The sequence below is a fragment of the Actinosynnema sp. NPDC004786 genome, from assembly GCF_053601135.1.
Window position 1 is genome coordinate 100,511 of sequence record NZ_JBSGBG010000019.1, and the last position, 23,594, is coordinate 124,104.

Sequence of the window (23,594 nt, forward strand, 5' to 3'; positions counted from 1 at the left end):
CGGAGCACCCCACCCGCGCAGGGAAGAACAGGCCACGCTGTGGACGCAGGCGATGTGGCCGGACCACCCCTGCTCGCGCGGGGAAGGATGCGAACCGCTCCGATGTCAGGCGACGACGGCATGCGGTCGGAGTGGGGTGACGGACCGCTGCCGACATCGACCCGACAACCTGGTGCGGCCCGGTGAGGCGCCTACAGGCCCTTCCGCGTCCACCAGGGCGGCGGACCTCGTGACCAGGCGGGTCAGCGGCTTGGCGGAGGGGCGATGTCGTTCCGACCGTCGGGCGGCTCGGATCCGTGGGTGATGTCGGCGTTGACGTAGTCGAACTGGGCGTAGGCGAACGGTCCGTCGGGCAGGTGCCACACGGCGGTGCCGCGTCGCGGGCGCATGCGCCCGTCGACCAGGCACCACCCGTCGACCGGAGTCGACCAGCGGGTCTTGACCAAGCCCTCCGGCAGGTCGGCCCAGCGGTCGTCGGTGGTGAACTCGCGGGGTGCGCCGCGGTCGTCCACGACGACCCGGCCGGTGACGGTGTTGCCGTTGTCGGTCAACGTCAGCTCGAAGCTGTCGTCGTCGACCGGGGTCCACGTCACGGGTAGGCGCAGGAGCATGGAGGGTGCCAACAGCACGGCGTCGTCGAGGAACGTCACCAGTTCGCTCAGGTCGTACGCGGCACCCCTGCCGTCGGCGAGGGTGAACGTGCCCAGGGCGGTGGCGCGCATCCGACCGTGCCCGTGCGCGTAGACGTCGGTGGCCTCCACGGGGATCAGGTGGGCCATCGTGAACCGCATCCGGAAGTCGCGCGTGAGGTCCGCGGCGCTGTTGTGCTGCTCGCAGAGGCAAGCCATCCACCGCTGGTCGGGGCGCAGCCGGAAGAAGCCCGGCACGGTCGCGCGGAACCACAGGTCCGCGGGGCGGCCAAGCGCCTGCGCGAACCTCAGGTAGCGCTGAGCCGGCTTCGGCAGGTGGGCGATGTCATCGGCGGTGATCGGTCCGGTCAGGGCGTCGGTGTGCGGCATGGTGCACCTCCCTCTCTCAGCGTGGGGGAATGGCGGAAGTCCGGGCAGGGACGAAAGCAACGACGGCGTGGGGACTTCCGGCTGCCGCCTCGCCCTCAAGGGCAAGGACTTCTCCACCTGGTGCTGTCCGGTGGTCCCGCCGTGCTCGTCATCCCGTTCTGACGATCACTTGCCGACGGCCGGCGTCGAGCCGCTCGCCGTGACGGACGTCAGGCTTCCGCACGAATGCGGTGCGGGTAGCCGGCGGCGGGCCGAATGCCCCGGTGAAGAAGGGTCGAACGGACGTGTCGCCGTGACGACGGGCGCGGGATGGTTGGCGGGCAACTGGGCCGGAATGGCCGGCGTCCGGGGCCGGGAAGGTGTTCCGATGAGAATCCGTCGTTGGTCGCCGGCCGCGGTCGTCGCGGTCTTGGCCACCTTTTCAGTCCCCACGGCGCAGGCCGACCAGGTGGTTGTCGATCTGGGCACGCTGCCCGGCGGCACCGCCAGCTACGCGTCGGCGGTGAACGACAACGGGATCGTGGCGGGCGAGGCGAACACCGAGTCGGGCCGGTGGCACGTCGTGCGATGGGGTCGTGACGGCCGCATCGACGACATCGGCAGGACTCTGCCCGACTCGATGCGCGGCTACGCGATCGGCGTCGCCGCGGACGGTTCGGTGGTCGCCCACGTGCTCGTACTCGACCCCGACGGCGGGCGGTGGATCGGTGCGAGGTGGGACGCCGGGGGACGGTTGACCATGCTGGCGGCGTTGACACCCGGCGAGATGGCCGAACCGCTGGACGTGTCGTGGGACGGTGTGGCGGTGGGCCGTGCCCAGGACGTGAGCGGCAACGTGCGCGGCGTGAAGTGGGACCGGCAGGGCCGGATCACGGATCTGGGCACGTTGCCCGGGGCGACCGCCTCCAGCGCCGTCGCCATCAACCGCCACCACGTCATCGTGGGCTACACCGACGACGACTGGAACGAAGGGCACGCGTTGCGGTGGGGACGCGGCGGTGTCCCCGAAGACCTCGGTCCGCTCCCCGGCGGCACGTTCAGCAAGGCGCTCCACGTCGACGACCGGGGAACCGCGTACGGCATCTCCGGCACGTCGGACGGCGGGACCAGCGTCGTCCGCTGGGATGTCGGAGGTCGAATCACGGAACTGCCGGGTCCGCCCGGCAGCACGTACGGCTGGGTGGTCGGGGCGAACGACCGCGGCTCGGCCGTCGGCATCACCGGTGGCCCGACGATCGGCGAGGTCTCCGTCCGGTGGTCGGGTGAAGGCGGGATGGCCGTGCTGCCGGCCCTGCCCGACGACGCGTACCTGAGGGCCGACCCGATCGCGATCAACGACGAGGGCACGGTGGTCGGTCAGCTCATGCGCCCGGACTTGAGCGTGCGCTGCGTGTACTGGAACCGCGACGGCGAGGTCGAACCGCTGCCGGCCCTCGCCCCGGGCGGCGAGTACTACTGCCAACCGAAGCAGATCAACGCACACGGTGTGGCGATCGGCAACTCGATGCTGATCGTCAACGGAGTCGGCGAGAACCGCGCGGTGCTGTGGCGCGGGGTGAGGTGACGTCGCGGCGCCGATACAGAGGCCGATGCGGTAGACGAAGCGGAGGGCGGTGGCGGTGAAGCGCGCCACGGCCACTGCGGCAACGCCAACCCACGCGAACAGGTGCAACAAGGCAGGCCGAACGACGACCGTTCCGATGCTCCAGCCGACGAAGGTGGCCTGACGGTGTCGTAGTGCCAGTAGGAGGAGACCTGTTCTCGTGTGCAGGGGTCGTCACCGTGTGCGCAGCCACCAGCGCCACAGTTCGTCGGTTCCCCAGACCACGAGCGGGAACAGCAGGAGCATCGGGAGGTACCGCGGCGGGGGCAGCGTGGTGTCGAACAGCCGGCCCAGTGCGGGCACGCCGAGCAGGAGCGCGACGAAGGCGATCTCGAAGGCGATGCCCCACAGCAGCAGGCGGTTGCTGAACACGCCGATGGAGCGCAGGGAGGCGTGTTGGGTGCGGGCGGCGAAGGCGGTGCCGATCTGGCAGGCCACGATGCCGAGGAAGGTCATGGTGGTGGCCTGCTGCCAGGTGTGGTGCAGGGCGGTGCCGGGGCCGGTGGGCGCGCCGGGGGTCCAGCCGCCGTCGAGCAGGACGAGGAAGTAGCCGGCCAGCACGAGCAGTGCGGACAGGCCGCCGAGCAGGCCCCAGGCGCGGAAGAGCATGGGGCCGTCGATGACGTTGTCGCCGCGCTTGCGCGGTGGGCGGTCCATCAGGCCGGGTTCGGCGGGTTCGCGGCCCAGGGCGAGGGCGGGCAGGGTTTCGGTGCCCAGGTCGATGGCGAGGATCTGGAGCACGGTCAGCGGGAGGGGGATGGCGCCGCCGGAGAGGGCGTAGAGCAGGAACGGCACGACCTCGGGGGTGGCGTGGGCGAAGATGTAGAGGATGAACTTGCGGACGTTGTCGTAGACGCGCCTGCCGGCTTGCACGGCGGTGACGATGGTGGCGAAGTTGTCCTCCGTGAGCACCATGGTGGCGGCCTCGCGGGCGACGTCGGTGCCGCTGCGGCCCATGGCGACGCCGATGTCGGCGCGGTGCAGGGCGGGTGCGTCGTTGACCCCGTCGCCGGTCATGGCGACCACGTGGCCCTCGGCGCGCAGCGCGTCGGTGACGCGGAGCTTCACCTCGGGGGAGCTGCGGGCGAAGATCAGTTCGTCGTCGCCCGCGAGCAGGTCGTCCAGCTCGGCCTCGCTCATGGCGTCGAGTTCGGCCCCCGTGACGATGGTGGTGCGGCCGTTGGAGATGCCGACCTGGTGCGCGATCTCGGCGGCGGTCAGCCCGTGGTCGCCGGTGATGACGACGAGCCGGATGCCGGCGGTGTGGCAGCGGGCGACGGCGTCGGCGACCTCGGGGCGGGGCGGGTCGAACATGCCCACCAGACCCAGCAGCACCAGGTCGCGCTCGGCGTCCTCCCGTTCGGCCGGCAGGGGCTCGTCGGGGGCGAGGACGCGGCGGGCGACGGCCAGCAGCCGCAGTCCGTGGCCGGCTTTCTCCGCGATGACGGCGGCGAGCCGGTCACGGTGGGCATCGGTCAGCGGCTCCGTGCAGCCGTCGGGGCCGGCGATCGCCGTCGTGCGGGCCAGGACCTCCTCGGGCGCCCCCTTGACGCTGACCACGCGGGCGCCGCCGAGGTCGTCGACGGTGGACATCAGGCGCAGCGCGGGGTCGAAGTGGAACAGCCGCAGCCGCCGGACGTCGCGCCGGGCCGCGGACACGTCCGCGCCGAGTGCGGCGGCGGCCAGGGCGAGGGCGATCTCGGTGGGGTCGCACTTGGCCGACTCGGGGTCGGCGGGGTCGACGTCGGCGGTGCCGCACACCGCGGCCGATGTCGCCAGCAGGGATGCCGCGCCTCGGGCGGGCGCGGTGAGGTCGACCGCGCCCTGCGGGGTCCACACGTCGGTGACGCGCATCCGGTTGCGGGTCAGGGTTCCGGTCTTGTCGGTGCAGATGACCGTGGTCGAGCCCAGGGTCTCCACCGCGGACAGCCGCTTGACCAGGGCCCCGTTGCGGGCGAGTGCGCGGACCCCCACGGCCAGGGCCAGGGTGATGGTGGGCAGCAGCCCTTCGGGGACGTTGGCCACGAGCAGGCCGATGGCGAACTGCACGGCGTCGGACAGCGGCAACCCGGCCGCGAGGGTTCCCAGCGGCAGGAACGCCAGCCCGGCGCCGATCGCGACCGCGGCGATCATCCACGCCACGCGCTTGACCTGCTTCTCCAGTGGGCTCTGGTCGCGGCCGACGTGTTGGGTCAGGGCGGCGATGCGGCCCAGTTCGGTGCGCATGCCGGTGGCGAACACGAGCGCACTGGCCTGCCCGCCGGTGCAGGTCGTGCCGCTGAACACCATGTCCCGGGCTTCCAGCAGCGGGCCGACGACCCGGTCCGCCCCGGCCGAGCGGAACGCGGGCAGCGACTCCCCGTTCAGCGTCGACAGGTCGACCTCGACCGCGCCGGACAGCAGGCGGGCGTCCGCCGAGATCCGGTCGCCCTCCTCGACCAGCAGCACGTCGCCGGGCACGAGGTCCTTGGCCTCGACGTCGCTGCGCACACCGTCGCGGACGACCTTCGCCATGGGCGGCAGGTAGGCGGCCAGGGTTTCCACCGCCCGTTCGGCCTGCTGCTCCTGGGCGAAGGCCAGAGCGGCGTTGAGGACGATCACCGCGACGATCGCGATGCCCAGCGCGGTCGACCCGGAGGCCAGGGCCAGGGCGGCGGCCAGCCACAGCAGCAGGGCCAGGGGGTGGGTGAACTGCCGCACCAGGGGGCCTGGCCACCCGCGCCGGGCGTGCCTGACGATGACGTTGGGGCCATGGGCCTGCAACCGGCGGGCGGCCTCGCGCGCGGTCAGCCCTTCCGGCCGGGACCGCAGGTCGCGCTGCAACCGGGCGAGGGGCTCCCCGGGGTCCTGGACGACATCACGATCGTCGGTGGTGGTCACCGTTCGATCGTGGTCCCGGGTCGACGCCGGAACGACGGCAGCACGGCACCGTTGTCGCGGCCCCAACGGCCCTTGCGGACCGGGCACAAGGTCCCGGGTCGCGCCCGGGGAGCGCTCCGGCCCGGCGGATCACTCCTCGTCGTTCCTGGTGGGCCTGCGGAGCTTGGTGGCGAGGACGGCGGCCTGGGTGCGGCGTTCGAGGCCGAGTTTGGCCAGGAGGTGGGAGACGTAGTTCTTGACGGTTTTCTCGGCGAGGAACATCTGCTCGGCGATCTGGCGGTTGGTCAGTCCTTGGCCGATGTGGTCGAGCACGGTGCGTTCCTGCTCGGTCAATGACCGGGTGGGGTCGCCCTGGTCGCGTTCGCGGCGGATGCGGTCCAGCAGCGCGGCGGTGGAGCGGGCGTCGAGCAGTGAGCCGCCGGCGGCGACGGTGCGGACGGCGTTCTGCAGGTCGTGGCCCAGGATGCGCTTGAGGACGAAGCCGGAGGCGCCGGCCATGATGGCGTCGAACAGGGCTTCGTCGTCGGTGAACGAGGTCAGCATCAGGCATTGCAGCTCGGGCATCCGGGACCTCAGTTCGCGGCACAGCTCGATGCCGTTGCCGTCGGGCAGCCGCACGTCCAGCACGGCGACGTCCGCCCCGCTGGCGGGCACCCTGGCCAGGGCCTCGGACACCGACCCGGCCTCGCCCACCACCTCCAGGTCGTCCGCGCTGTTCAGCAGTTCCCTGACCCCGATCCGGACCACCTCGTGGTCGTCCACCAGGAACACACGCGCCACGCCGGTCACCTCTCGCTCGTCTGCCTGTGCCGATCCTCTTGCGGAGGGGTCGTCGGCCGGGGATCCACAACCCTACGAGGCGCTCAAGGTCTTCCGCACCCTCTCGTACTCCTCCGCGTCGATCTCCCCGCGCGCCAGCCGCTCCTCCAGGATGCGCTTCGCCGGATCGCGGCGCCCGCGCAGCGCGAGCGCCACGACCGCCACCGCACCCACGATCAGCAGCACGAGCGAGGCCACCACGAAGACCAGTCCGTCCGCTCCGGGGCCATAGCCGCAGTACCAGTGCATCGCACACCTCCCGTCGTCCGCTCCCAGTAGTCCACGGGAGCGGTACGCGGAACGCGGCCATTGGGCCCTGATCGGTGAGGACCAAGGACCGCTGCCGCGGGTCCGGCGGCTGCCTAGCGTCGGAGGCGACAACGACGAGGAGGTGCGCCGTGCGTGCACTGGACATCATGACCAGCCCGGTCATCACCGTGACCCGGGACGTGCCGATCCGCGTGGCCGCCGCGCTGATGGTCTCGCACGGCTTCACCGCGCTGCCGGTGGTCGACGCCGACCGACGGCTCGTCGGGATCGTCACCGAGAGCGACATGCTGCGGGGTCGGTACACCGACGACGACTCCGGGGACACACCGGTGAGCGAGGTGCTCACCACTCCGGTCTACGGGATGGACCCGGCCGCGCCGGTCGATGTGCTCGCCCGGGTGATGATCGACGACCGGATCCGCTGCGTGCCCGTCGTGGACGGCGGGCGGCTGGTCGGCGTGGTCACCCGGCGTGACCTGGTGCGGGCACTGGCGCGCACGGACGCGTCCGTCGCGGCCGACGTGCGGGAGCGGCTGGACGCCTACGACCCCGGCGGCCGGTGGTCCGTGGCGGTGCACGACGGCCACGTCGACCTCGGCGCGCCGTTCCCGGACGAGCGGGCAGCCCGGATCGCGGTCGCGCTGACCGAAGCGGTGACCGGCGTCGTGGGCGTGCGCGTCCACGCGGCGGCGGACATGGAGAGGACTTCGTGATGAGTGCCCCGATCGTGGTCGGCGTGGACGGTTCGGCGTCGGCCGTGCGGGCCGCCGAGTGGGCTGCCGCGGAAGCGGTCCGCCACCGCGTGCCCCTCGAACTCGTGCACGCCTTCATGCCGCCGACCCGCGGCTACCCGGAGATCGTGCTGACCGGGCACGAGGTGCGGGAGGCGTTCGAGGGTCAGGGCAGGAGGTGGCTCGCGGAGGCGGCGGACGCCGTGCGGGCCGCGGTGCCGGAGGTGGGGACGTCCCTGGTGGTGGACACGCCCGCCGGGGCGCTCATCTCCGAGTCGCGCCGCGCCGGCCTGGTCGTGGTCGGTTCCCGGGGGCTGGGCGGCTTCTCCGGGCTGCTGGTGGGTTCGGTCGCGGTCGCGGTCTCCGCGCACGGCGAGTGCCCGGTGGTGGTCGTGCGCGAGCCGCGACGGCCGGACGGTCCGGTCGTCGTCGGGGTGGACGGCTCGCCGGCGAGCGAGGAGGCGGTCGGCTTCGCGTTCGAGGAGGCGTCCCGGTGGGACGCGCCGCTGGACGCGGTCATCGCGTGGAACGACTTCCTGGTGGACAGCCCCTACGGCTCCCGCTTGACCGTGGACTGGTCGCAGGTCGAGGACGAGCAACGGCGCGTCCTGGCCGAACGGCTCGCGGGATGGCAGGAGAAGTACCCCGATGTGCGAGTGGACCGCGTGGTCGTGCGCGACCGGCCGGTCCGCGCGCTGCTGCGCGCCGCCGAGAACGCCCGGCTGCTCGTGGTCGGCAGCCGGGGTCACGGCGGTTTCACCGGTATGCTGCTGGGGTCCACCAGCCAGGCCCTGGTGCACCACGCGTCCTGCCCGCTCGCGGTCGTGCGACCCCTGCACGCCAAGCGGTAGGGCACCACCGACCACCGCGCCGGACGGGCACCCCTCGACCGTCCGGCGCGGTTCCGCGTGCGCGGGAGAGGACTTCGGTCCCCGCCCTGTCGGGACCATGCGCACTGCCCCTCGGCGGCGCGCCGGCGGACCGTTCAGGCATGAACGCCGCAGATGTGATGACCCGCCCCGTGTACACGGTCGAACCGACCACCACCGTGCGCGCCGCGAGCGTGCTCATGATCGACCACGGGTTCTCCGCGCTCCCGGTCGCGGAACCCGGCACCCGCCGCCTGGTCGGCATCGTGTCGGGGTCGGACCTGCTGGCCGCCGGCCTCGACCGGGCCGGCGCCACCGTCGCGCAGGTCATGTCCTCGCCCGCGATCAGCGTGCCGCTCACCGCGTCCCCCGCCGAGATGGCGAGCGCGATGCTGGGCCACCGGCTGCGCTGCCTGCCGGTGGTCGACGCCCGCGGTGTGGCCGTGGGCGTGGTGAGCCGCTGCGACCTGCTGCGCGTGTTCACCCCGGACGACGACTTCCTCGCCGCCCGCGTCGACCGGCTGCTGACCGCCTACAGCCGTACCCGGCGCTGGACCGTGGACGTCCGGGACGGCCGGGTCGTGATCGCCGGGTTGTTCGACGACGAGGCCGAACTCCGCGTCGTCACCGCCCTGGTGCGCACGGTGCCCGGAGTGGCGGACATCGACCTGCGCCCGGTCCGCGCGCCGGTGGAAACCGGCTGAGGCCCGCCTCCGGGGAGTCGAAAGTCCCGGTCCCCACAGGACCGCCGCCACTGACCACCGCGCCCTCCCGCCGCGAGGCTTGGAGGGGAGACCCGAGGAGAAACCATGGACACCAAGATCGTCGTGGGTGTGGACGGATCCCCCGCCGGCCGGACCGCCTTGCGGTGGGCGGTCGAGGAAGCCAAGGTGCGTGGCTGCGAGGTCGAAGCGGTCCTCGCGTGGTGCGCCGATCACGGGATGGTCATCGGTCCGGTGTCGGCCACCGTCGCCGCCGGCGTGGACCCGGACGCGCTGCGCGAGGACAACCGCGCCGTGCTCGACGCGGCGATCGCGGAGACCGGCGCCGAGGTTCGGGCGGTGTTGGCCGAGGGCGACGCGCGGGACGTGCTGGTGAAGGCGTCCGAGGACGCGGCGCTGCTGGTGGTGGGCAGCAGGGGCGCGGGGCCGATCCGCGGGGCGTTGCTGGGTTCGGTCAGCTCCTACTGCGTGCACCACGCGCAGTGCCCCGTGGTCGTCATCCGCGAGCCGCGCCCCCGGCATGCCGAGCCCCGACCGGTCGTCACCCCCGGACCCCTGCTGTGACCGCCCTCGCCGACCGCGCGCTGCTGGCCGACGGGTCGGTGGTGCAGCTGCGCCGGCTCGGTCCCGCCGACGCCGACGCCCTGCTCGCCCTGCACCTGGGCCTGCCGCCGCACGACCGGTACCTGCGGTTCTTCGGCGCCTCGCCACGCGCGTTGACCGACTTCGTCGCCCGGCTCACGTCGCCGGACGAACACGGGCACGTCGCCCTCGGCGCGTTCGCCGGGGACGAGCTGGTCGGGGCGGCGAGTTACGTCCTGCTGGAGGGTCCGACGGCCGAGGTCGCGCTGGTGGTGGCGCACGACCGGCAATCGCACGGGGTCGGCACGCTGCTGCTCGAACACCTGATCTCCGCGGCGAAGTCCGAAGGTGTCCGCCGGCTCTCCGCCGACGTGCTCACCGCCAACTCGCGCATGCTGCGCGTGTTCACCGATCTCGGCCTGGTGGTCGAGTCCGGCGTGGACAGCGGAGTGGTGCACGTCGACCTGGGCCTGGAGTTCGACGAGCGCTACCTGGACGCGATCGCCGACCGGGAGCTGGCCGCCGACGTGGCGAGCCTGCGGGCGGTCCTGCGGCCGTCGTCGGTCGTGGTGGTCGGCGCGGGTCGCAAGCGGTCGTCGGTGGGCAACGCCGTGCTCTACAACCTGGTCTTCGGCGGCTACCCGGGCCGGAAGTACGCGGTCAACCCGCACACCGACCAGGTGCTCGGCGTCGCCTCCCGCTCCTCGGTGGCCGAGCTGCCCGAGGCGCCCGAGTTGGCGGTGGTGTGCGTGCCCGCCGACGCGGTGGTCGGGGTCGCCGAGGACTGTGGTCGGCGCGGCGTGAAGGCGCTGGTGGTCATCACCTCCGGTGTCGAGCCCGACCGCCTGGTGGAGGTCGTGCGGCGGTACGGCATGCGCCTGGTGGGGCCCAACTGCGTCGGCGTGGCCGGACCCGGCTTGAACGCCACGTTCACCCGCGGTCGCCTCACCGCGGGTGACGTCGGGGTGGTGACCCAGTCCGGTGGGGTGGCGATCGTCGCGGTCGAGCGGCTGCGGCGGTTGGGCCTGGGCACGTCGGAGCTGGTGTCCACCGGGGACAAGTTGGACGTCAGCGGGAACGACCTGCTGTTGTGGTGGGAACGCGACGAGCGGACCCGGGCGGTGGTGCTGTACCTGGAGTCGTTCGGGAACCCGCGGAAGTTCTCGCGGTTGGCCCGGCGGGTGGCGCGGCGCAAGCCGGTGCTGGCGATCCGGGCGGGGAGCAGCGAGGCCGGCCGGCGTGCCGCCGCCTCCCACACCGCTTCGACCGCGACCCCGGTCGTGACGCGGGAGGCGTTGTTCCGGCAGGCGGGCGTGATCGCGGTGGACGGTGTCGGCGAGATGGTCGACGTGCTGGCCGCGTTGCACGCCACCCCGTTGCCCGCCGGGCGGTCGGTGGCGGTGTTGGGCAACGCGGGCGGGTTGGGTGTGTTGGCCGCCGACGCCTGCGAGCGCCACGGGCTGGCCGTCGCCGGCCTGGGCCGCGGCACGGTGGAGTCGCTGGGGGAGTTGCTGCCCGGCACCGCGAGCCCGCGCAACCCGGTCGACACGACGGCGGTCGTGGACGACGCCACGTTCGCCCGCTGCCTGGACCTCCTGGCCGCCGACCCGGCGGTGGACGCGGTCATCGCGGTGACCGTGCCCACGGCGCTGGGCGACCCGGCGGGCGGGATCCACCGCACGGCGAAGCCGGTGCTCGCGGTGGGCGCCGACCTGGACGGTTCGGTGTCGCTGCGCGGCGACGGCATCGCCTGCTACGCGGAACCCGATCGTGCCGCCGCCGTGCTCGCCGCACTGGCCGAGCGGGCCGAGTGGCTGGACCGCTCCACACCCCGGCCGGTCGACCTGTCGGACGTGGACCTGGGCACCGCCCGCGCCGTGGTCGCCGACCACCTCATCGGCGAACCCGCTGGTGGGTGGCTCGACCCCGAACGAGTGGTGCGCCTGCTGGGCGCGTTCGGGCTGCCGGTGCTCGGCGGCGTCCTCGTCTCCGATGTCGGGTCCGCGGTGGCCGCACAGCGGTCCTTCGACGCACCGGTCGCCCTCAAGGCCGTGGCACGAGGGCTGCTGCACAAGAGCGAGGGCGGGGGCGTGGTGCTCGACCTGGCCGGCGAGGACGCGGTGGACCACGCCTTCGAGTCGCTGCGCGAGCGGTTCGGCGAGCGGCTGACCGGTGTGTTCGTGCAGCCCATGGCCGACCGGGGACGCGAGCTGCTCGTCGGCGTGGTGACCGACCCCCAGTTCGGCCCGCTCGTGGTGACCGGTCTGGGCGGCGTCGACACCGACCTGGTGGACGACCGCGCCGCCGCGCTCGCACCGCTGACCGAGGCCGACGCCGACGACCTGCTGCACGGCTTCCGCGCGGCGTCGAAGGTGTTCGCCGAGCACGACGCCTCGGTGGTGAGGGACGCGCTGCTGCGCGTCGGCCGGCTCGCCGAGCTGCTGCCCGAGGTCGCGGAGCTGGACCTCAACCCGTTGGTCCTCACCGGGGACCGGGCGCTGGTGGTCGACGCGCGCGTGCGCGTCGTGCCCGCCGTGCCGGTCGACCCGTTCCTGCGCAGGCTGCGCGACGCCGGGAGGTCGTCATGATCACGACGGCGGAGGTGGACGTGACGTACTCGGCCGGGGAGCAGTACGTGGTCCGGATCGGCCGGCACGTCGTCCCGACCGACCAACCCGTCGAAGACGGAGGGGGCGACCGGGCACCCGGCCCGGTCGACCTCCTGGTCGGCTCGATGGCCGCCTGCACCGCGTTCTACGCGGGCCGCTTCCTCGACCGCCACGGCTTGCCCCGCGCCGGCCTCGGGGTCACGGCCCGGTACCGGGTGGCGGCCGATCCGCACCGCCGCGTCGCCGAGGTGCGGTTGGACGTGCGGGTGCCCGCCGGGTTGTCCGCGCACGACCGGACCGCCCTGGTGGCGGTCCTGCAGCACTGCACCGTGCACAACACGCTCCGGCAGGGGCCGGAGATCGTCATCGACCTCGACGAGGCGGAGTCATGAGCACAGGTCCGATCGTCGTGGGGATCGACGGGACATCGGCCGCCGAGCGCGCGTTGCGGTGGGCGATGGTCGAGGCGACCCGCCACGACATCCCGCTGCACGTCGGGAGCGGAGCCGGGCCGTCGGCGCACGCGCCGGGCCCGGCGGTCGGGAAGATCGCGATCGCCCCTCCGCGGGTCCGCCGGCCGCCGGCGGGCACGCGGCGCGGCGACGCCGTCCGCGACGTGCCCGCCGGCGGTGTGGTCCCGGTCCGGGTGGATGCCACGGCTGCGCCGGCGCGCGTACCGCTCACCGCCGAGGGCATGGTCGTCGCGGCGGCGGCGGTCGTGATGGGCTCCTGGGTCGCCCTGGGAGGGGCCCTGGCGCTCGCGTACGTCGTGCTGAGGTCGGCGCACGCCGGTCCCCGGCGCCGACCGGGTGACATGGGGCGGGCCGCTGCCGGGCCCGGTTGGAGGAGATGGGCATGACCACCTATCCCGGTCGTGTGCGCGGAAGGTTGGATCCGGCGCTCAGTCGTTGGCTGTGGCTGGTGAAGTGGCTGCCGGCCATCCCGCACCTGCTCATCGTCGGCGTGTTCCTCGGCGGTGGCGGCTACGTCGCGTTCCGGGCCGGGGAGTGGGCGTTCAGCCCGTCCGGTGGGCTGGTCGGTCTGCTCGTGCTGATCGCGGGCGTGGTGCTGCTGGTCACCGGCCGTTATCCGCGGGGCGTGTTGGACTTCGTGCTGGGCATGGACTGCGCGACCCGGCGACTGGACCGCCGTGGTGATGAACCCGGACGGCTCGCGGGGCGTCGCGACATCCGTCCTGGCGACGGCGACGTTGCCCGCGCTCGCCCCGGCCGGGTGGGCGTTGCCGGGCGTCGGCGTGGTGGTGCTGGTGCTCGGCGGCGGGCTGGTGCTCTTCGCCGTCACCCGACCCTTGCCGACCACGACCGAAGGAGAGATCGATGCGTGAATCGGATGTGGCCTCGCTGATGACCCGCGTGGTGGTCGGCGCCCGGCCGGGAACCCAGGCCCACGGCGTGACCCCGGCCGACGTGATGACCATCCCGGTCGCCACCATCGGCCCGGACGAGCCCGCGAGCGCCGCCGCGCGCGAACTGGCCGCCCGGAACGTGCGCCGGCTGTTCGTCGTGGACACCGGCGGCAGGCTGGTCGGTGTCCTCGCGCGCCGCGATTTGCTGCGGGTCTTCCTGCGCACGGACGAGGAGTTGCGCCGGGAGGTGGCCGACCGGGTGGTGCGCCGGGCGCTGTGGCTGGATCCCGCGGCGGTGACCGTCGAGGTCGCGTGGTCACGCTGCGCGGGCACGTCGAGCGGCGCAGCGAGGTCGACATCGCGGTCCGGCTGACCCGCGCGATGCCGGGCGTGGTCCAGGTGACCGACGACCTGTCCTACGACTGGGACGACGACACCGGCCACCGGGTCGGGTGACGGGATGACCGCCCCGACGGAACTCCCCGGCCGCGGCCCGACCACGGTCGGACGACCCACGACCGGCGTCCTCCCGCACCGGCGTGCCGGGGTGGAGGAGGACTCGTGGACGCGGACGCCGGACACCGACCAGGAGGCGTTGTGAACGGGACAGTGGTGGTAGGGGTCGACGGGTCGGACTCGGCGCTCGACGCCGTGCGGTGGGCGGCGGAGCGGGCGCGGACCGGCGGGGCGCGGCTGCGCCTGGTCCACGCCGAGATGCCGCTGGTGGGCGAGGTCGCCGAACTCGACGGGCGAACCCGCGTCGCCCTGCACGACCAGGCGTCGCAATGGGTGCGGGAGGCCGCCGACGCCGCCCGGGACGTCGACCCCGACGTGCGGCTCGACGTGCGCCTGCAAGTCGCCGACCCCGTGCCGCTGCTGCTGGCGGAGTCGATCGACGCCGATCTCCTGGTGCTCGGGTCGCGCGGACTGGGAGGGTTCACGTCGCTGCTGCTGGGTTCGACGGCGATAGCGGTGACCGACCACGGCGGTTGCCCGGTGGTGGTGGTCCGCGGATCGGGTGGGACCGGACCGGTCGTGTGCGGGGTGGAGGAGGAGAACCCCGCCGTGCTCGACCGTGCCTTCGAGGAGGCGTCGGCTCGCGGCGTGCCGCTGGTCGCGGTGCGCGCCTGGCACGCGCCACCCGGTCCGTTGGCCCATGCGGCGGGCGTCGACCTGGCGGAACGCGACGCGCAGGAGGGCCGCAAGCTCGCCCGACACCTGGGGCCGTGGCGCGAGGAGTACCCGGACGTCGCCGTGGAACCGGTGGTCGCCCGGGGCAACGCGGCCCGGGCGCTGGTCGAGCGTGCCGGGGACGCCGCGCTGCTCGTCGTCGGCTGCCACGGCCGCGGCACGCTGTCCGGATTGCTGCCGGGCTCCACCACGCACGCGCTGCTGCACCACGCGCCGTGCCCCGTGCTAGTGGTCCGGGCGACGGGGAGGGAGGAGCGGTGATGCGGCGACCGCCTTCCTGGCGCGGGAGCGCCTGGCGCCGGCCGGTCGGCCGCTGTGGGCGTTCAGCCGGGCGAACCACGGGACCGGCGGACCCGTCCGGTCGGTCGGCCACGCCGCGTCGTCGACCCCGTCCGGGCACGTGGTGCCGGCCCTGCCGACCGCGTGAACCCCGGCTCCGTCGAACCGGATGTCAGGGTCGAAGGTCCCGACCGGGTCGGGGACCGCGTGCCCTGGGGCTGGATGGTTCCGGCGGCAGCCTTGATCGCAGCACCCCGACACAGGCAGGAGACGCGAGATGTCGCGGTCCGGTCCGATCGACCTCGACCTGGTCGACGCCTATTGGCGCGCCGCGAACTACCTGTCGGCAGGTCAGATCTACCTGCTCGACAACCCCCTGCTCACCGACCCGCTCACCCCGGAGCACATCCCGTCCTCGCCCGGCACCACGTCGAGCGGTGGGACGGCACGCCCGACCTCGACCTGCCGCCCGTGGACGCCGTGGGCCACCGCGTCGTCCACGGCGGCACCCGCTTCACCGAGCCGACCGTGCTGGACGATCCGGCGCGGCGCGGAGTCGAGGAGCTGACCGAACTCGCCCCGCTGCACCGGCCCCGCGCGCCGGCCGGGATCGACGCGGCGGTGAAGCTGCGTGCCGCACGTGGCCTGCTTCGACACCGCCTTCCACCACACCCTGCCCGCCGCCGCGTCCACCCACCCGCTGCCGGGGGAGTGGCGGGAGCGCTGGGACCTGCGCCGCTACGGCTTCCACGGCCTGTCCCACTCCTACGCCTCGCGTCGGGCGGTGCGGCCGGCGGGCGGCGGGAGGCGCGTGGTGACCTGCCACCTCGGCGCGGGCTGTTCCCTGGCCGCCGTGCACGACGGCCGCTCGGTCGACACCACCGTGGGGTTCACCCCGATGGGCGGCGTGCCGATGGCCACCCGCCCCGGTGACCTGGACCCCGGCCTCGACGTGCTGGTCTTCACCGGCGTTGTTGGTGAGCACGACGCGGAATTGCGCGCCCGCGTGGTCGAGGGCCTGGCGTTCCTCGGCGTGACCGTGGACGACGACGCCGACCTCGCCGCCTCGGGTGACGCCGCGATCGGGGCCGGGGTGTGGGTGGTCACCGCGCGCGAGGACGTCGAGATCGCGGCCGGCGCCAGGAGTGCCCTGGCGGTGCGGTGACCGGGAGCGGAAGGTCCGCCGCCTCCCTCGGCGCAGTTGCACTGTTGTAGAGTTGAAGAAGTTTTCAATTCCACACGTCACTGGAGTCCGTCGTGCCCCTTCCGCTGCACCAGGCCAAGGCGGAGTTCTTCCGGATGCTCGGGCACCCCGTGCGGATCAGGGTGCTCGAACTGCTCCAGGACGGTCCCAAGCCGGTGCGCGACCTGCTGGCGGACATCGGGATCGAGGCGTCGAGCCTGTCGGCCCAGCTGGCGGTGCTGCGCCGCTCGGGGATCGTCACGGCGACCCGCGACGGCACGACCGTGGTGTACGCGCTGACCACCGACGACCTGGCCGAGCTGCTGCGCGTGGCGCGACGGGTCCTTACCGGGCTGCTGGCCGGGCAGAACGAGCTGCTGGCGATGTTGCGCGAGGAGGAGCGGGCGTGACGACGTTCCTGCCGGCCCGGTCGGACTGGGTCGGCGCGACCCGGCGCGACCTGCTCGCCGGGGTGACGGTGGCGATCGTGGCCCTGCCGCTGGCCCTCGGGTTCGGTGTCGCCTCCGGCCTGGGCGCGGCCTCCGGCCTGATCACGGCCGTCGTCGCCGGCGCGCTGGCCGCGGTGTTCGGCGGCTCCAGCCTCCAGGTGTCCGGGCCCACCGGCGCGATGACCGTGGTCCTGGTGCCGATCGTCGCGCGTCACGGCGTGGACGGCGTGCTGACCGTCGGCCTGCTCGCGGGCGTCCTGCTGGTGGTGCTCGCGGTGGCCCGTGCGGGCCGCTACATGCGGTACGTGCCCGTGCCGGTCGTGGAGGGCTTCACGATCGGCATCGCGGCGGTGATCGCGTTGCAGCAGGTGCCCGCGGCCCTGGGGGTGTCCACGCCCGACGAGGAGCACGTGGTGCTCGCCGCGGTCGCCGCGTTCACCGACTTCGTCGCCGCGCCGCGCTGGGAGGCCGTCGCCTTGGCGGGCGGAGTCGCCCTGGTGATGCTGGTCGGCGCCAGGTGGCGGCCCGGCGTGCCGTTCTCCCTGCCCGCGGTCGTCGTGGCGACCCTCGTCACGCAGTGGGCGGCGCTGCCCGTGGCCACGATCGGGGCGCTGCCGACGGCCCTGCCCGCACCGTCGCTGGGGTTCCTGGACCTCGGCGCGCTGTGGTCGCTGCTGCCGTCGGCGGTGGCGGTGGCCGCGCTCGCCGCCCTGGAGAGCCTGCTCTCGGCCGCGGTCGCCGACGGGATGAGCGTCAACCAGCGCCACGACCCCGACCGGGAGCTGTTCGGCCAGGGCCTGGCCAACCTCGTCGCGCCGCTGTTCGGCGGCGTGCCCGCCACCGCGGCCATCGCGCGCACGGCGGTCAACGTCCGCTCCGGCGCGACCTCCCGGCTCGCCGCCCTCACCCACGCCGTCGTGCTGCTGTTGATCGTCATGGTCGCCGCGCCGTGGGTGGCCGGCGTCCCGCTCGCGGTGCTCGCCGGCGTGCTGCTGGCCACGGCGGTCCGGATGGTCGAGGTCGGCTCGGTGCGCGCCCTGGCCCGCGCCGGCCGCCCCGACTTCGCGGTGCTGGCGCTGACCGCCGTGGCGACGCTCGCGCTGGACCTCGTCACCGCCGTCATCGTCGGCCTCGTGCTCGCCGGTGTGTTCGCCCTGCGCGCGGTGTCGCGGACCGCGCGCCTGCAGGAGGTGCCCCTGGAACCCGGCGACCACCGCGAGGAGGAACGGGCGCTGCTCGCACAGCACATCGTCGCCTACCGCCTCGACGGCCCGCTGCTGTTCGCCGCCGCCCACCGCTTCCTGCTGGAGCTGACCGAGATCGCCCCGGTGGCGGTGGTGATCCTGCGCATGTCCCGGCTGTCCGCCGTGGACGCCACCGGCGCGCAGGTCCTGCGCGACGCCGTGCGCCGCCTGGAACACCGGGGCATCACCGTCCTGGTTTCCGGCGTGCGCGACGAACACCGGCGCGCGCTGGACGCGCTGGACCTGCCCGTGTTCGACCACACACCCGACGCCATCGACCACGCCCGCACCCTCCTGCGCGAGCGCGACCTGCTGCCCTGATCGTCCCCGGTGGCTCACGCGGGAACCGCGGGCGTGGTCCGGTCGGAAGCCCGGACCGGGCTCACGCCGTGGTCGGCCGGTGCGGTCGGCGATCGGCGGTCACCGCGTCAGCACCACCTTCAACGCGCCGGTCTCTCCTGCCCGCGCGAACACGTCGTAGGCGAGGTCCATCTCGTCCAGCGCGAAGTGGTGGGTGGCGAACCGGGCCGCGTCGAGCCGCCCGCCGGCCAGCATCGTCAGCAGCGTGGGGGTGGTGACCGTGTCGACCAGGCCGGTGGTGATGGTGGCGTTGCGGATCCACAGGTGTTCCAGGTGCAGGGTGGCGGGTTTGCCGTGCACGCCGACGTTCGCGACCCGTCCGCCGGGGCGGATGAGCCGGGTGCACAGCTCGAAGGTCTCGGGCACGCCCACCGCCTCGATCGCGACGTCCGCGCCCATCCCCCCGGTCAACTCGAAGACGACCCGCTCGACGTCCTCGGCCGCGTTCACGGTGACGTCCGCGCCGAACTGCTTGGCCGCGTCGAGTCGTGTCGGCGCGAGGTCGACCGCGACCACGAGGCCGGGGCTGAACAGCTTCGCCGTCTCCACCGCGGCCAGCCCGATCGGGCCCGCGCCGACCACCGCCACGACCTGACCGGGTCGGACCCCGCCGTTGAGCACGCCGACCTCGTAGGCGGTGGGCAGGATGTCCGACAGCATGACCGCCGCTCCGTCCGGCACCGTCTCGGGCAGCCGGTGGGTCGAGGTGTCGGCGAACGGCACCCGCACGTACTCCGCGTGCGTGCCGTCCACGGTGTGGCCGAGGATCCAGCCGCCACCGCCGAGGCACTGCCCGTACACCCCGGTCCGGCAGTACGAGCACCGCCCGCACGCGCTGATGCACGACACCAGCACCCGGTCGCCCGGCTTGATCGCGGTGACCGCCGCCCCGACCCGCTCCACCACGCCCACACCCTCGTGGCCCAGCACCCGGCCGGGCTCCACCTCGGGCACGTCGCCCTTGAGGATGTGCAGGTCCGTGCCGCAGATCGTGGCCGCCGTGATCCGCACGACCGCGTCGGTCGGCTCCACCGGTTCCGGGTCGGGCACGTCCTCCCACGCCCGTCGGCCGGGGCCGTGGAAAACCATCGCCTTCATCGCGTCCTCCTTGCCTGGTGTTCAACCTCAACCGTGCTTCGCCGGTCGGGCAGGAGGCAGTGCCATAGGTCCCGAGCGGCCGGGGCGCGAGGTGGCCCCGGCACGGGACCTGTGGCGCCGCGCCCGTGTTCGGCGAGCCGGGAGGCCCGTGCCCGTGTGCCGATCGCCGATTTGATGCGCTGGACGCCGTCCGGGACGACGCGGTGGTGGTCGCCCGCGGGCCGCCGACGACCGGGGGAGAATCTTCCGTCGCCCGGTCAGGGGGTGTGGCTCGCGGCGGTCGGTTCCAGCAGGAGGTCGTGGACGGGGCGGCGAGGGCTTGCGGGGACCGGGGAGCCGTAGCCGATGCGCAGCACGGTCTGAGGCTCCAGTGAGCCGCCCAGGGCGCGACGCAGCTCCTCGCGGACGGGTCGGACTTCGATGGCCTGGGACAGGAACGAGGCGGACAGGCCGAGGGTGGTGGCGGTGAGCAGCACGCGTTGCAGCGCCTGTCCGGCCTGGAGTTCGGCGAGGGGGCCCTTGTAGTACGAGCACAGCACGACGACGAGCGGGTCCGATTCGTAGTCCTTGCCGGGTGGGCGTTGTCTGGCCTGGAAGTCGCGCAACGCCCACTCGTCCTGGGGTTCGGGTCGTACGCCGGCCGAGGTGGTCGGGATGCCGTCGTCGGTCCGCGTGCCGGTCCACTCGGCCAGTTCGGTGCGCACGTCGGCGTTCCCGGACTGGACGTGGTGGGCCGTGGCCACGAGCCGTTGCAGGCGGGCGCGTTCGTCGCGGTCCGTGACGACGTGCAGCCAGGACCGCTCCCGTTCGGCGGCGCGCACCAGCGCGTGGCGGTGCCGGACCGGCACCGGGACGTCCCGGAACGGCTTGCGGTTGGTCCGCCGGGCCGGGACGGCCTTGGCCAGTTCGCGGGTCTCGGCGTCGAGGACGTCGTGCCCACCGCGGCGGATCGTGGCCAGCGCGCCCGGCGCGTCGGCTCCCGGCATCAGGGTCACGAGCGGGCGGACGCCGTGCCGGCGCAGGGCCAGGCGGAGGTTGTAGAGGGCCGCGCCGCAGGACAGCCGCAGCTCCCGGTGCTCCGGGTCGGTGGCGGGCAGCACGCGCGCGGCGTCGGGGTGCAGTTCGATGCGGTCGGGGGCGAGCCGGAACCGCCAGGGCTGGGTGTTGTGCAGCGACGGCGCCAACGTCGCCGCGGTGAGCATGTCGGTCACCACGTCGACCGCCAGCCCGAACACCTCGGTCACCTCGGTCATGTCCCTGCCCGTTCACCCGGTCGTGCCGTCGACTCCACTGTGCGGCACGGGAAGCCGGGTCCACACGGGCGAAGGTCCCGACCGACCAGGGCCGGTTGGACTTGGCGTCGGCGTCGGGTGGTGGAACGCTGTCGGTGTGTCCGGCGCCGAGGACGGGGATGAGCCGCGCCGCCTGCTCGGCGGCCTGCGGATGGACGAGCTGCTCGACGAGATGCGCGAGCGGTTGACCGAGATCGGTTCCACCCGGGACAAGATGCAGGGTCTGCTGGACGCCGTGTTGGCGGTGGGCGCCGGGTTGGAGTTGGACTCGACGTTGCAGCGGATCGTGCAGGCGGCGGTGGGGCTGGTCGGGGCGCGGTACGGGGCGTTGGGCGTGTTGGGCGGTCGGGAAGACCTGTCGGAGTTCGTCTACGTCGGCATCGACCCGGAGACCCGTTCGCACATGGGGCATTTGCCGCAGGGCAAGGGACTGCTCGGCCTGTTGATCGCCGATCCGCGGGCGATCCGGCTGCACGACCTGGCGCAGCACCCGGCGTCGGTGGGCTTCCCGGCCAACCACCCGCCGATGCACAGCTTCCTGGGTGTGCCGGTGCGGGTGCGTGACGAGGTGTTCGGCAACCTCTACATGACGGAGAAGGTCGACGGGTCGGATTTCAGCGCCGATGACGAGGTGGTGCTGACCGCGCTGGCCGCGGCGGCGGGTGTGGCGGTGGAGAACGCGCGCCTGTTCGAGCGGTCGCGGATGCGCGAGCGGTGGCTGGAGGCGACCGCCGAGATCAATTCGGTGTTGCTGGGCGGCGCGTCGCCGGAGGACGCTCTGCGGTTGATCGCCCAGCGGACGTGCGAGTTGCCGGCGGCGTCCATGTCGTTGATCGTGCTGGTGGAGGACTCCGACGTGCGGCGGCTGCGGTTGGCCGCGGGTGCGGGCGGCCAGGTCGAGGGCCGGGTGGGCGGCGCGTTCGCCGGGGCCGGGACGGTGGTGGAGGAGGTGTTGTCCACCGCCACGCCGATGCTGGTCGAAGACCTGGGCGGGCGGTTGGGCGACCTCCCCGTCGAAGTGGGTCCGGGGGTCGTGGTGCCGTTGCGCGCGGGCTCCGCCGTGACGGGTGTGCTGCTGGTGGGCCGTGAGAAGGGTGGGGCCCGGTTCGGCGCGGAGCAGGTGCCGTTGCTGGCGTCGTTCGCCGACCAGGCGGCGGTGGCGTTGGAGTTCGCCGAGAACCAGCGGGCCCGCCGGTTGGTGGACGTGCTGGAGGACCGCGACCGGATCGCGCGGGACCTGCACGACCACGTCATCCAGCGGCTGTTCGCCACCGGGATGGGTTTGCAGGGCGCGTTGGGCGCGATCCGCGAGCCGCAGGCGCGGGAACGGGTGCGCAAGGCGGTGCACCAGCTGGACGAGACCGTGCTGGAGATCCGCACGTCGATCTTCGACCTGCAGGCGGGCGACGAGCTGCCGGGGCTGCGGCGGCGGCTGCTGGACCTGGTCTCCGAGCTGACCGAGCACGCGCCCGTGACGCCGACCGTGCGGATGAGCGGGACGGTGGACAACTCGGTTCCTGACGACGTGGGCGAGCACGCCGAGGCGGTGGTGCGGGAGGCGGTGACCAACGCCGTGAGGCACGCCCGGGCCAAGGAACTCGTCCTCACCGTGGAGGCGGGCGACGAACTGACCATCACGGTGGTGGACGACGGCGTCGGCATGCCGCCCGCGGTCGCCCGCAGCGGGCTGCGCAACCTCGAACAGCGTGCCGTCGCGTTGGGCGGCACGTGCTCGGTGACCGGTGAGCCTGCCGGCGGCACCCGCCTGACCTGGCAGGTTCCCCTGGTGTGAGGCCCGGCAGGCGCGCCGTGCCCCCGGGCGCGCACGGCTGCTCAACGCACGGCGGGCACCCGGTCGGTCGCGGTCGGCTGCCGCGGGATCAGCCCGGCGGGGTAGCGGTGCGCGACGAGCACGAGACAGGGGGCGTGGTGGAGCGCCGTGCGGGTGACCGGACCCCGTCCCGCCAGGACGAGCAGGTCGGTGTCGTCGTACCGGCCGAGCGCCTCGTGCGGGTGCATCCTGGCCAACAACGACGTGTGGCGCGTGCCGTCCAGCACCTGGTCGGCGTGGACCAGGGGCCACTCGGGGTCGTCGGCCCGCACCGGCAGCGGGGGCGTGGCGTGCAGGATCCGCAGCGCCGCCCGGTGGCGTCGCGCCTGGTCGACGGCGCGGGCCAGGGCCAGGTCGTCGTCGGCCGGGTCGCCCGACAGCAGCGCGGTCACCCTGTGGTGGGCACGCCGCAGCGCCTCCGCGGTGCCGCGGACCACGGCGACGTCGCACGCGGCGTGGTCGGCCAGCGGCAGCACCAGCCGTCCGAGCCCGAACGACGTGCCGTTGGCGCCGCGGTGGGGGACCACGAGCAGACCCGCCCGGTGGCTGACCCGCAGCAGGTCACCGACCGGGTCCTCGGCGACAGGGCGCACCTCCAGCGGCGCGGCGGTCCGCTCCGCGTGCTCGGCCGCCCACCGCACGGCGGCCCGCCCCCACGGGGAATCGTCCCCCGCCACGACGATGGGCGGGGATGTCGCGGTGAGGCGCCGTTCGTCCATGCCTCCACCATCACCCGGCCGGCGCGCTGGCGACGCAGCCGTTGGTCCCTGTCCGATGAGGTCCTAGGACCACTGTTCGCGGCCGGCCGGGTGCCTACCGTCGGGAGGGCGGTCGAGTGGGCCGCCGAGGAAGCGGCACGGCACCACGTGCCGCTCGAAATCCTGCACACCTACGTGACCACGCGCCCTGCCCGGTGGCGGTGGTCCGAGCGGCGCCGTCGCGGCCGGAGCACGACGCGTCGGAGGTCGCCCGCTACCGGGAGATGTTCGACCAGACCCGGAAATCCTGCGCCAGGGAACGTGGTGAAAGGGCAGCCGTTCGAACGGTCGGAACGGCGCCTGCGTCGAGGTCGCCCTGACCGGCGAGCAGGCGTTCATCCGCGACTCGAAGAACCCGGCGGGGGCACTGCCGGCCTTCGGTGCCGACAGCGCCGCATCGTTCATCGACCAGGTCAAGGCCGGTCGTTTCGACGCATGA

The 23,594-nt window shown here is 73.7% G+C and carries 24 protein-coding genes and 2 pseudogenes; 19 read left to right on the plus strand and 7 right to left on the minus strand.

Annotated elements, in window-relative coordinates:
• Positions 1-242: 242 nt before the first annotated feature.
• Complete coding sequence (locus ACWEFJ_RS19180) at positions 243-1,019, minus strand: DUF6544 family protein (protein ID WP_449714537.1); 777 nt, start codon at positions 1,017-1,019, stop codon at positions 243-245.
• Between the two features lie 367 nt (positions 1,020-1,386).
• Here ACWEFJ_RS19180 and ACWEFJ_RS19185 point away from each other — a divergent pair, with 367 nt between their 5' ends.
• Positions 1,387-2,583, plus strand: a complete 1,197-nt coding sequence (locus tag ACWEFJ_RS19185) for a hypothetical protein (protein ID WP_449714538.1) — start codon at positions 1,387-1,389, stop codon at positions 2,581-2,583.
• 213 nt (positions 2,584-2,796) lie between these two features.
• Here the strand turns inward: ACWEFJ_RS19185 and ACWEFJ_RS19190 are convergent, their stop codons facing one another.
• The 3 genes from ACWEFJ_RS19190 to ACWEFJ_RS19200 form a co-directional block, all read right to left on the minus strand.
• Positions 2,797-5,502 (minus strand): cation-translocating P-type ATPase, encoded by a 2,706-nt coding sequence (locus ACWEFJ_RS19190; protein WP_449714539.1) that lies wholly within the window; start codon positions 5,500-5,502, stop codon positions 2,797-2,799.
• 129 nt (positions 5,503-5,631) lie between these two features.
• Positions 5,632-6,282 (minus strand): response regulator transcription factor, encoded by a 651-nt coding sequence (locus tag ACWEFJ_RS19195; RefSeq protein ID WP_378096909.1) that lies wholly within the window; start codon positions 6,280-6,282, stop codon positions 5,632-5,634.
• Positions 6,283-6,354: 72 nt separating this feature from the next.
• Positions 6,355-6,570: an SHOCT domain-containing protein gene (locus tag ACWEFJ_RS19200; RefSeq protein WP_449714540.1), complete on the minus strand. Its 216-nt coding sequence runs from the start codon at positions 6,568-6,570 to the stop codon at positions 6,355-6,357.
• A 149-nt stretch (positions 6,571-6,719) separates the two neighbouring features.
• Between ACWEFJ_RS19200 and ACWEFJ_RS19205 the strand changes: the two genes are divergently transcribed.
• The 16 genes and pseudogenes from ACWEFJ_RS19205 (at position 6,720) to ACWEFJ_RS19280 (ending at position 18,137) form a co-directional block, all read left to right on the plus strand.
• Entirely contained in the window at positions 6,720-7,304 is a 585-nt protein-coding gene (locus ACWEFJ_RS19205) for a CBS domain-containing protein (RefSeq protein WP_449714541.1), read from the plus strand.
• A complete protein-coding gene (locus ACWEFJ_RS19210; protein ID WP_378096918.1) occupies positions 7,304-8,173 on the plus strand; it encodes a universal stress protein in 870 nt (289 codons plus the stop codon). Before ACWEFJ_RS19205 ends, ACWEFJ_RS19210 begins: the two co-directional genes overlap by 1 nt.
• Positions 8,174-8,313: 140 nt before the next feature.
• A complete protein-coding gene (locus ACWEFJ_RS19215) occupies positions 8,314-8,895 on the plus strand; it encodes a CBS domain-containing protein (RefSeq protein WP_378096921.1) in 582 nt (193 codons plus the stop codon).
• A 105-nt stretch (positions 8,896-9,000) separates the two neighbouring features.
• The gene (locus ACWEFJ_RS19220; RefSeq protein WP_378096924.1) at positions 9,001-9,477 is read left to right on the plus strand and encodes a universal stress protein; all 477 of its coding nucleotides are present in this window, start codon (positions 9,001-9,003) and stop codon (positions 9,475-9,477) included.
• Complete coding sequence (locus ACWEFJ_RS19225) at positions 9,474-12,083, plus strand: bifunctional acetate--CoA ligase family protein/GNAT family N-acetyltransferase (protein WP_449714542.1); 2,610 nt, start codon at positions 9,474-9,476, stop codon at positions 12,081-12,083. The genes ACWEFJ_RS19220 and ACWEFJ_RS19225 overlap by 4 nt, the downstream gene beginning before the upstream one ends.
• On the plus strand, positions 12,080-12,496 hold the full coding sequence (locus ACWEFJ_RS19230) for an OsmC family protein (protein ID WP_449714543.1): 417 nt from the start codon (positions 12,080-12,082) through the stop codon (positions 12,494-12,496). The genes ACWEFJ_RS19225 and ACWEFJ_RS19230 overlap by 4 nt, the downstream gene beginning before the upstream one ends.
• Positions 12,493-12,963: a universal stress protein gene (locus tag ACWEFJ_RS19235; RefSeq protein WP_449714544.1), complete on the plus strand. Its 471-nt coding sequence runs from the start codon at positions 12,493-12,495 to the stop codon at positions 12,961-12,963. Before ACWEFJ_RS19230 ends, ACWEFJ_RS19235 begins: the two co-directional genes overlap by 4 nt.
• Positions 12,960-13,469, plus strand: coding sequence for a hypothetical protein (locus tag ACWEFJ_RS19240; RefSeq protein WP_449714545.1), 510 nt, complete (start codon positions 12,960-12,962; stop codon positions 13,467-13,469). Before ACWEFJ_RS19235 ends, ACWEFJ_RS19240 begins: the two co-directional genes overlap by 4 nt.
• Positions 13,442-13,843, plus strand: coding sequence for a CBS domain-containing protein (locus ACWEFJ_RS19245; RefSeq protein ID WP_449714546.1), 402 nt, complete (start codon positions 13,442-13,444; stop codon positions 13,841-13,843). Before ACWEFJ_RS19240 ends, ACWEFJ_RS19245 begins: the two co-directional genes overlap by 28 nt.
• Positions 13,783-13,926, plus strand: coding sequence for a BON domain-containing protein (locus ACWEFJ_RS19250; RefSeq protein WP_449714547.1), 144 nt, complete (start codon positions 13,783-13,785; stop codon positions 13,924-13,926). Before ACWEFJ_RS19245 ends, ACWEFJ_RS19250 begins: the two co-directional genes overlap by 61 nt.
• A gap of 4 nt (positions 13,927-13,930) precedes the next feature.
• Positions 13,931-14,071 (plus strand): hypothetical protein, encoded by a 141-nt coding sequence (locus ACWEFJ_RS19255; protein ID WP_449714548.1) that lies wholly within the window; start codon positions 13,931-13,933, stop codon positions 14,069-14,071.
• Positions 14,068-14,922, plus strand: coding sequence for a universal stress protein (locus ACWEFJ_RS19260; RefSeq protein ID WP_449714549.1), 855 nt, complete (start codon positions 14,068-14,070; stop codon positions 14,920-14,922). Before ACWEFJ_RS19255 ends, ACWEFJ_RS19260 begins: the two co-directional genes overlap by 4 nt.
• Before the next feature lie 295 nt (positions 14,923-15,217).
• Positions 15,218-15,349: pseudogene (locus ACWEFJ_RS19265) on the plus strand (phosphoketolase family protein); the annotation flags it as partial.
• A 222-nt stretch (positions 15,350-15,571) separates the two neighbouring features.
• Positions 15,572-16,105 (plus strand): hypothetical protein, encoded by a 534-nt coding sequence (locus ACWEFJ_RS19270; protein ID WP_449714550.1) that lies wholly within the window; start codon positions 15,572-15,574, stop codon positions 16,103-16,105.
• A 92-nt stretch (positions 16,106-16,197) separates the two neighbouring features.
• Positions 16,198-16,533, plus strand: coding sequence for an ArsR/SmtB family transcription factor (locus ACWEFJ_RS19275; protein WP_378095088.1), 336 nt, complete (start codon positions 16,198-16,200; stop codon positions 16,531-16,533).
• A complete protein-coding gene (locus ACWEFJ_RS19280) occupies positions 16,530-18,137 on the plus strand; it encodes a SulP family inorganic anion transporter (RefSeq protein ID WP_449714551.1) in 1,608 nt (535 codons plus the stop codon). The genes ACWEFJ_RS19275 and ACWEFJ_RS19280 overlap by 4 nt, the downstream gene beginning before the upstream one ends.
• 99 nt (positions 18,138-18,236) lie before the next feature.
• Here ACWEFJ_RS19280 and ACWEFJ_RS19285 read toward each other — a convergent pair whose 3' ends face one another.
• Together ACWEFJ_RS19285 and ACWEFJ_RS19290 are read right to left on the minus strand one after the other, a co-directional pair.
• Positions 18,237-19,274, minus strand: coding sequence for a zinc-dependent alcohol dehydrogenase family protein (locus tag ACWEFJ_RS19285; protein ID WP_449714552.1), 1,038 nt, complete (start codon positions 19,272-19,274; stop codon positions 18,237-18,239).
• A 257-nt stretch (positions 19,275-19,531) separates the two neighbouring features.
• Positions 19,532-20,527 (minus strand): Acg family FMN-binding oxidoreductase, encoded by a 996-nt coding sequence (locus ACWEFJ_RS19290; RefSeq protein WP_449714553.1) that lies wholly within the window; start codon positions 20,525-20,527, stop codon positions 19,532-19,534.
• 190 nt (positions 20,528-20,717) lie between these two features.
• Between ACWEFJ_RS19290 and ACWEFJ_RS19295 the strand changes: the two genes are divergently transcribed.
• Positions 20,718-22,358: a GAF domain-containing protein gene (locus tag ACWEFJ_RS19295; protein WP_449714571.1), complete on the plus strand. Its 1,641-nt coding sequence runs from the start codon at positions 20,718-20,720 to the stop codon at positions 22,356-22,358.
• Positions 22,359-22,399: 41 nt separating this feature from the next.
• Here the strand turns inward: ACWEFJ_RS19295 and ACWEFJ_RS19300 are convergent, their stop codons facing one another.
• Positions 22,400-23,116 carry a hypothetical protein gene (locus tag ACWEFJ_RS19300; protein WP_449714554.1) on the minus strand — a complete coding sequence of 239 codons (717 nt, stop codon included), beginning with the start codon at positions 23,114-23,116 and terminating at the stop codon, positions 22,400-22,402.
• Positions 23,117-23,435: 319 nt separating this feature from the next.
• Between ACWEFJ_RS19300 and ACWEFJ_RS19305 the strand changes: the two are divergent.
• Positions 23,436-23,594 (plus strand): annotated as a pseudogene (locus ACWEFJ_RS19305) (DUF397 domain-containing protein); the annotation flags it as partial.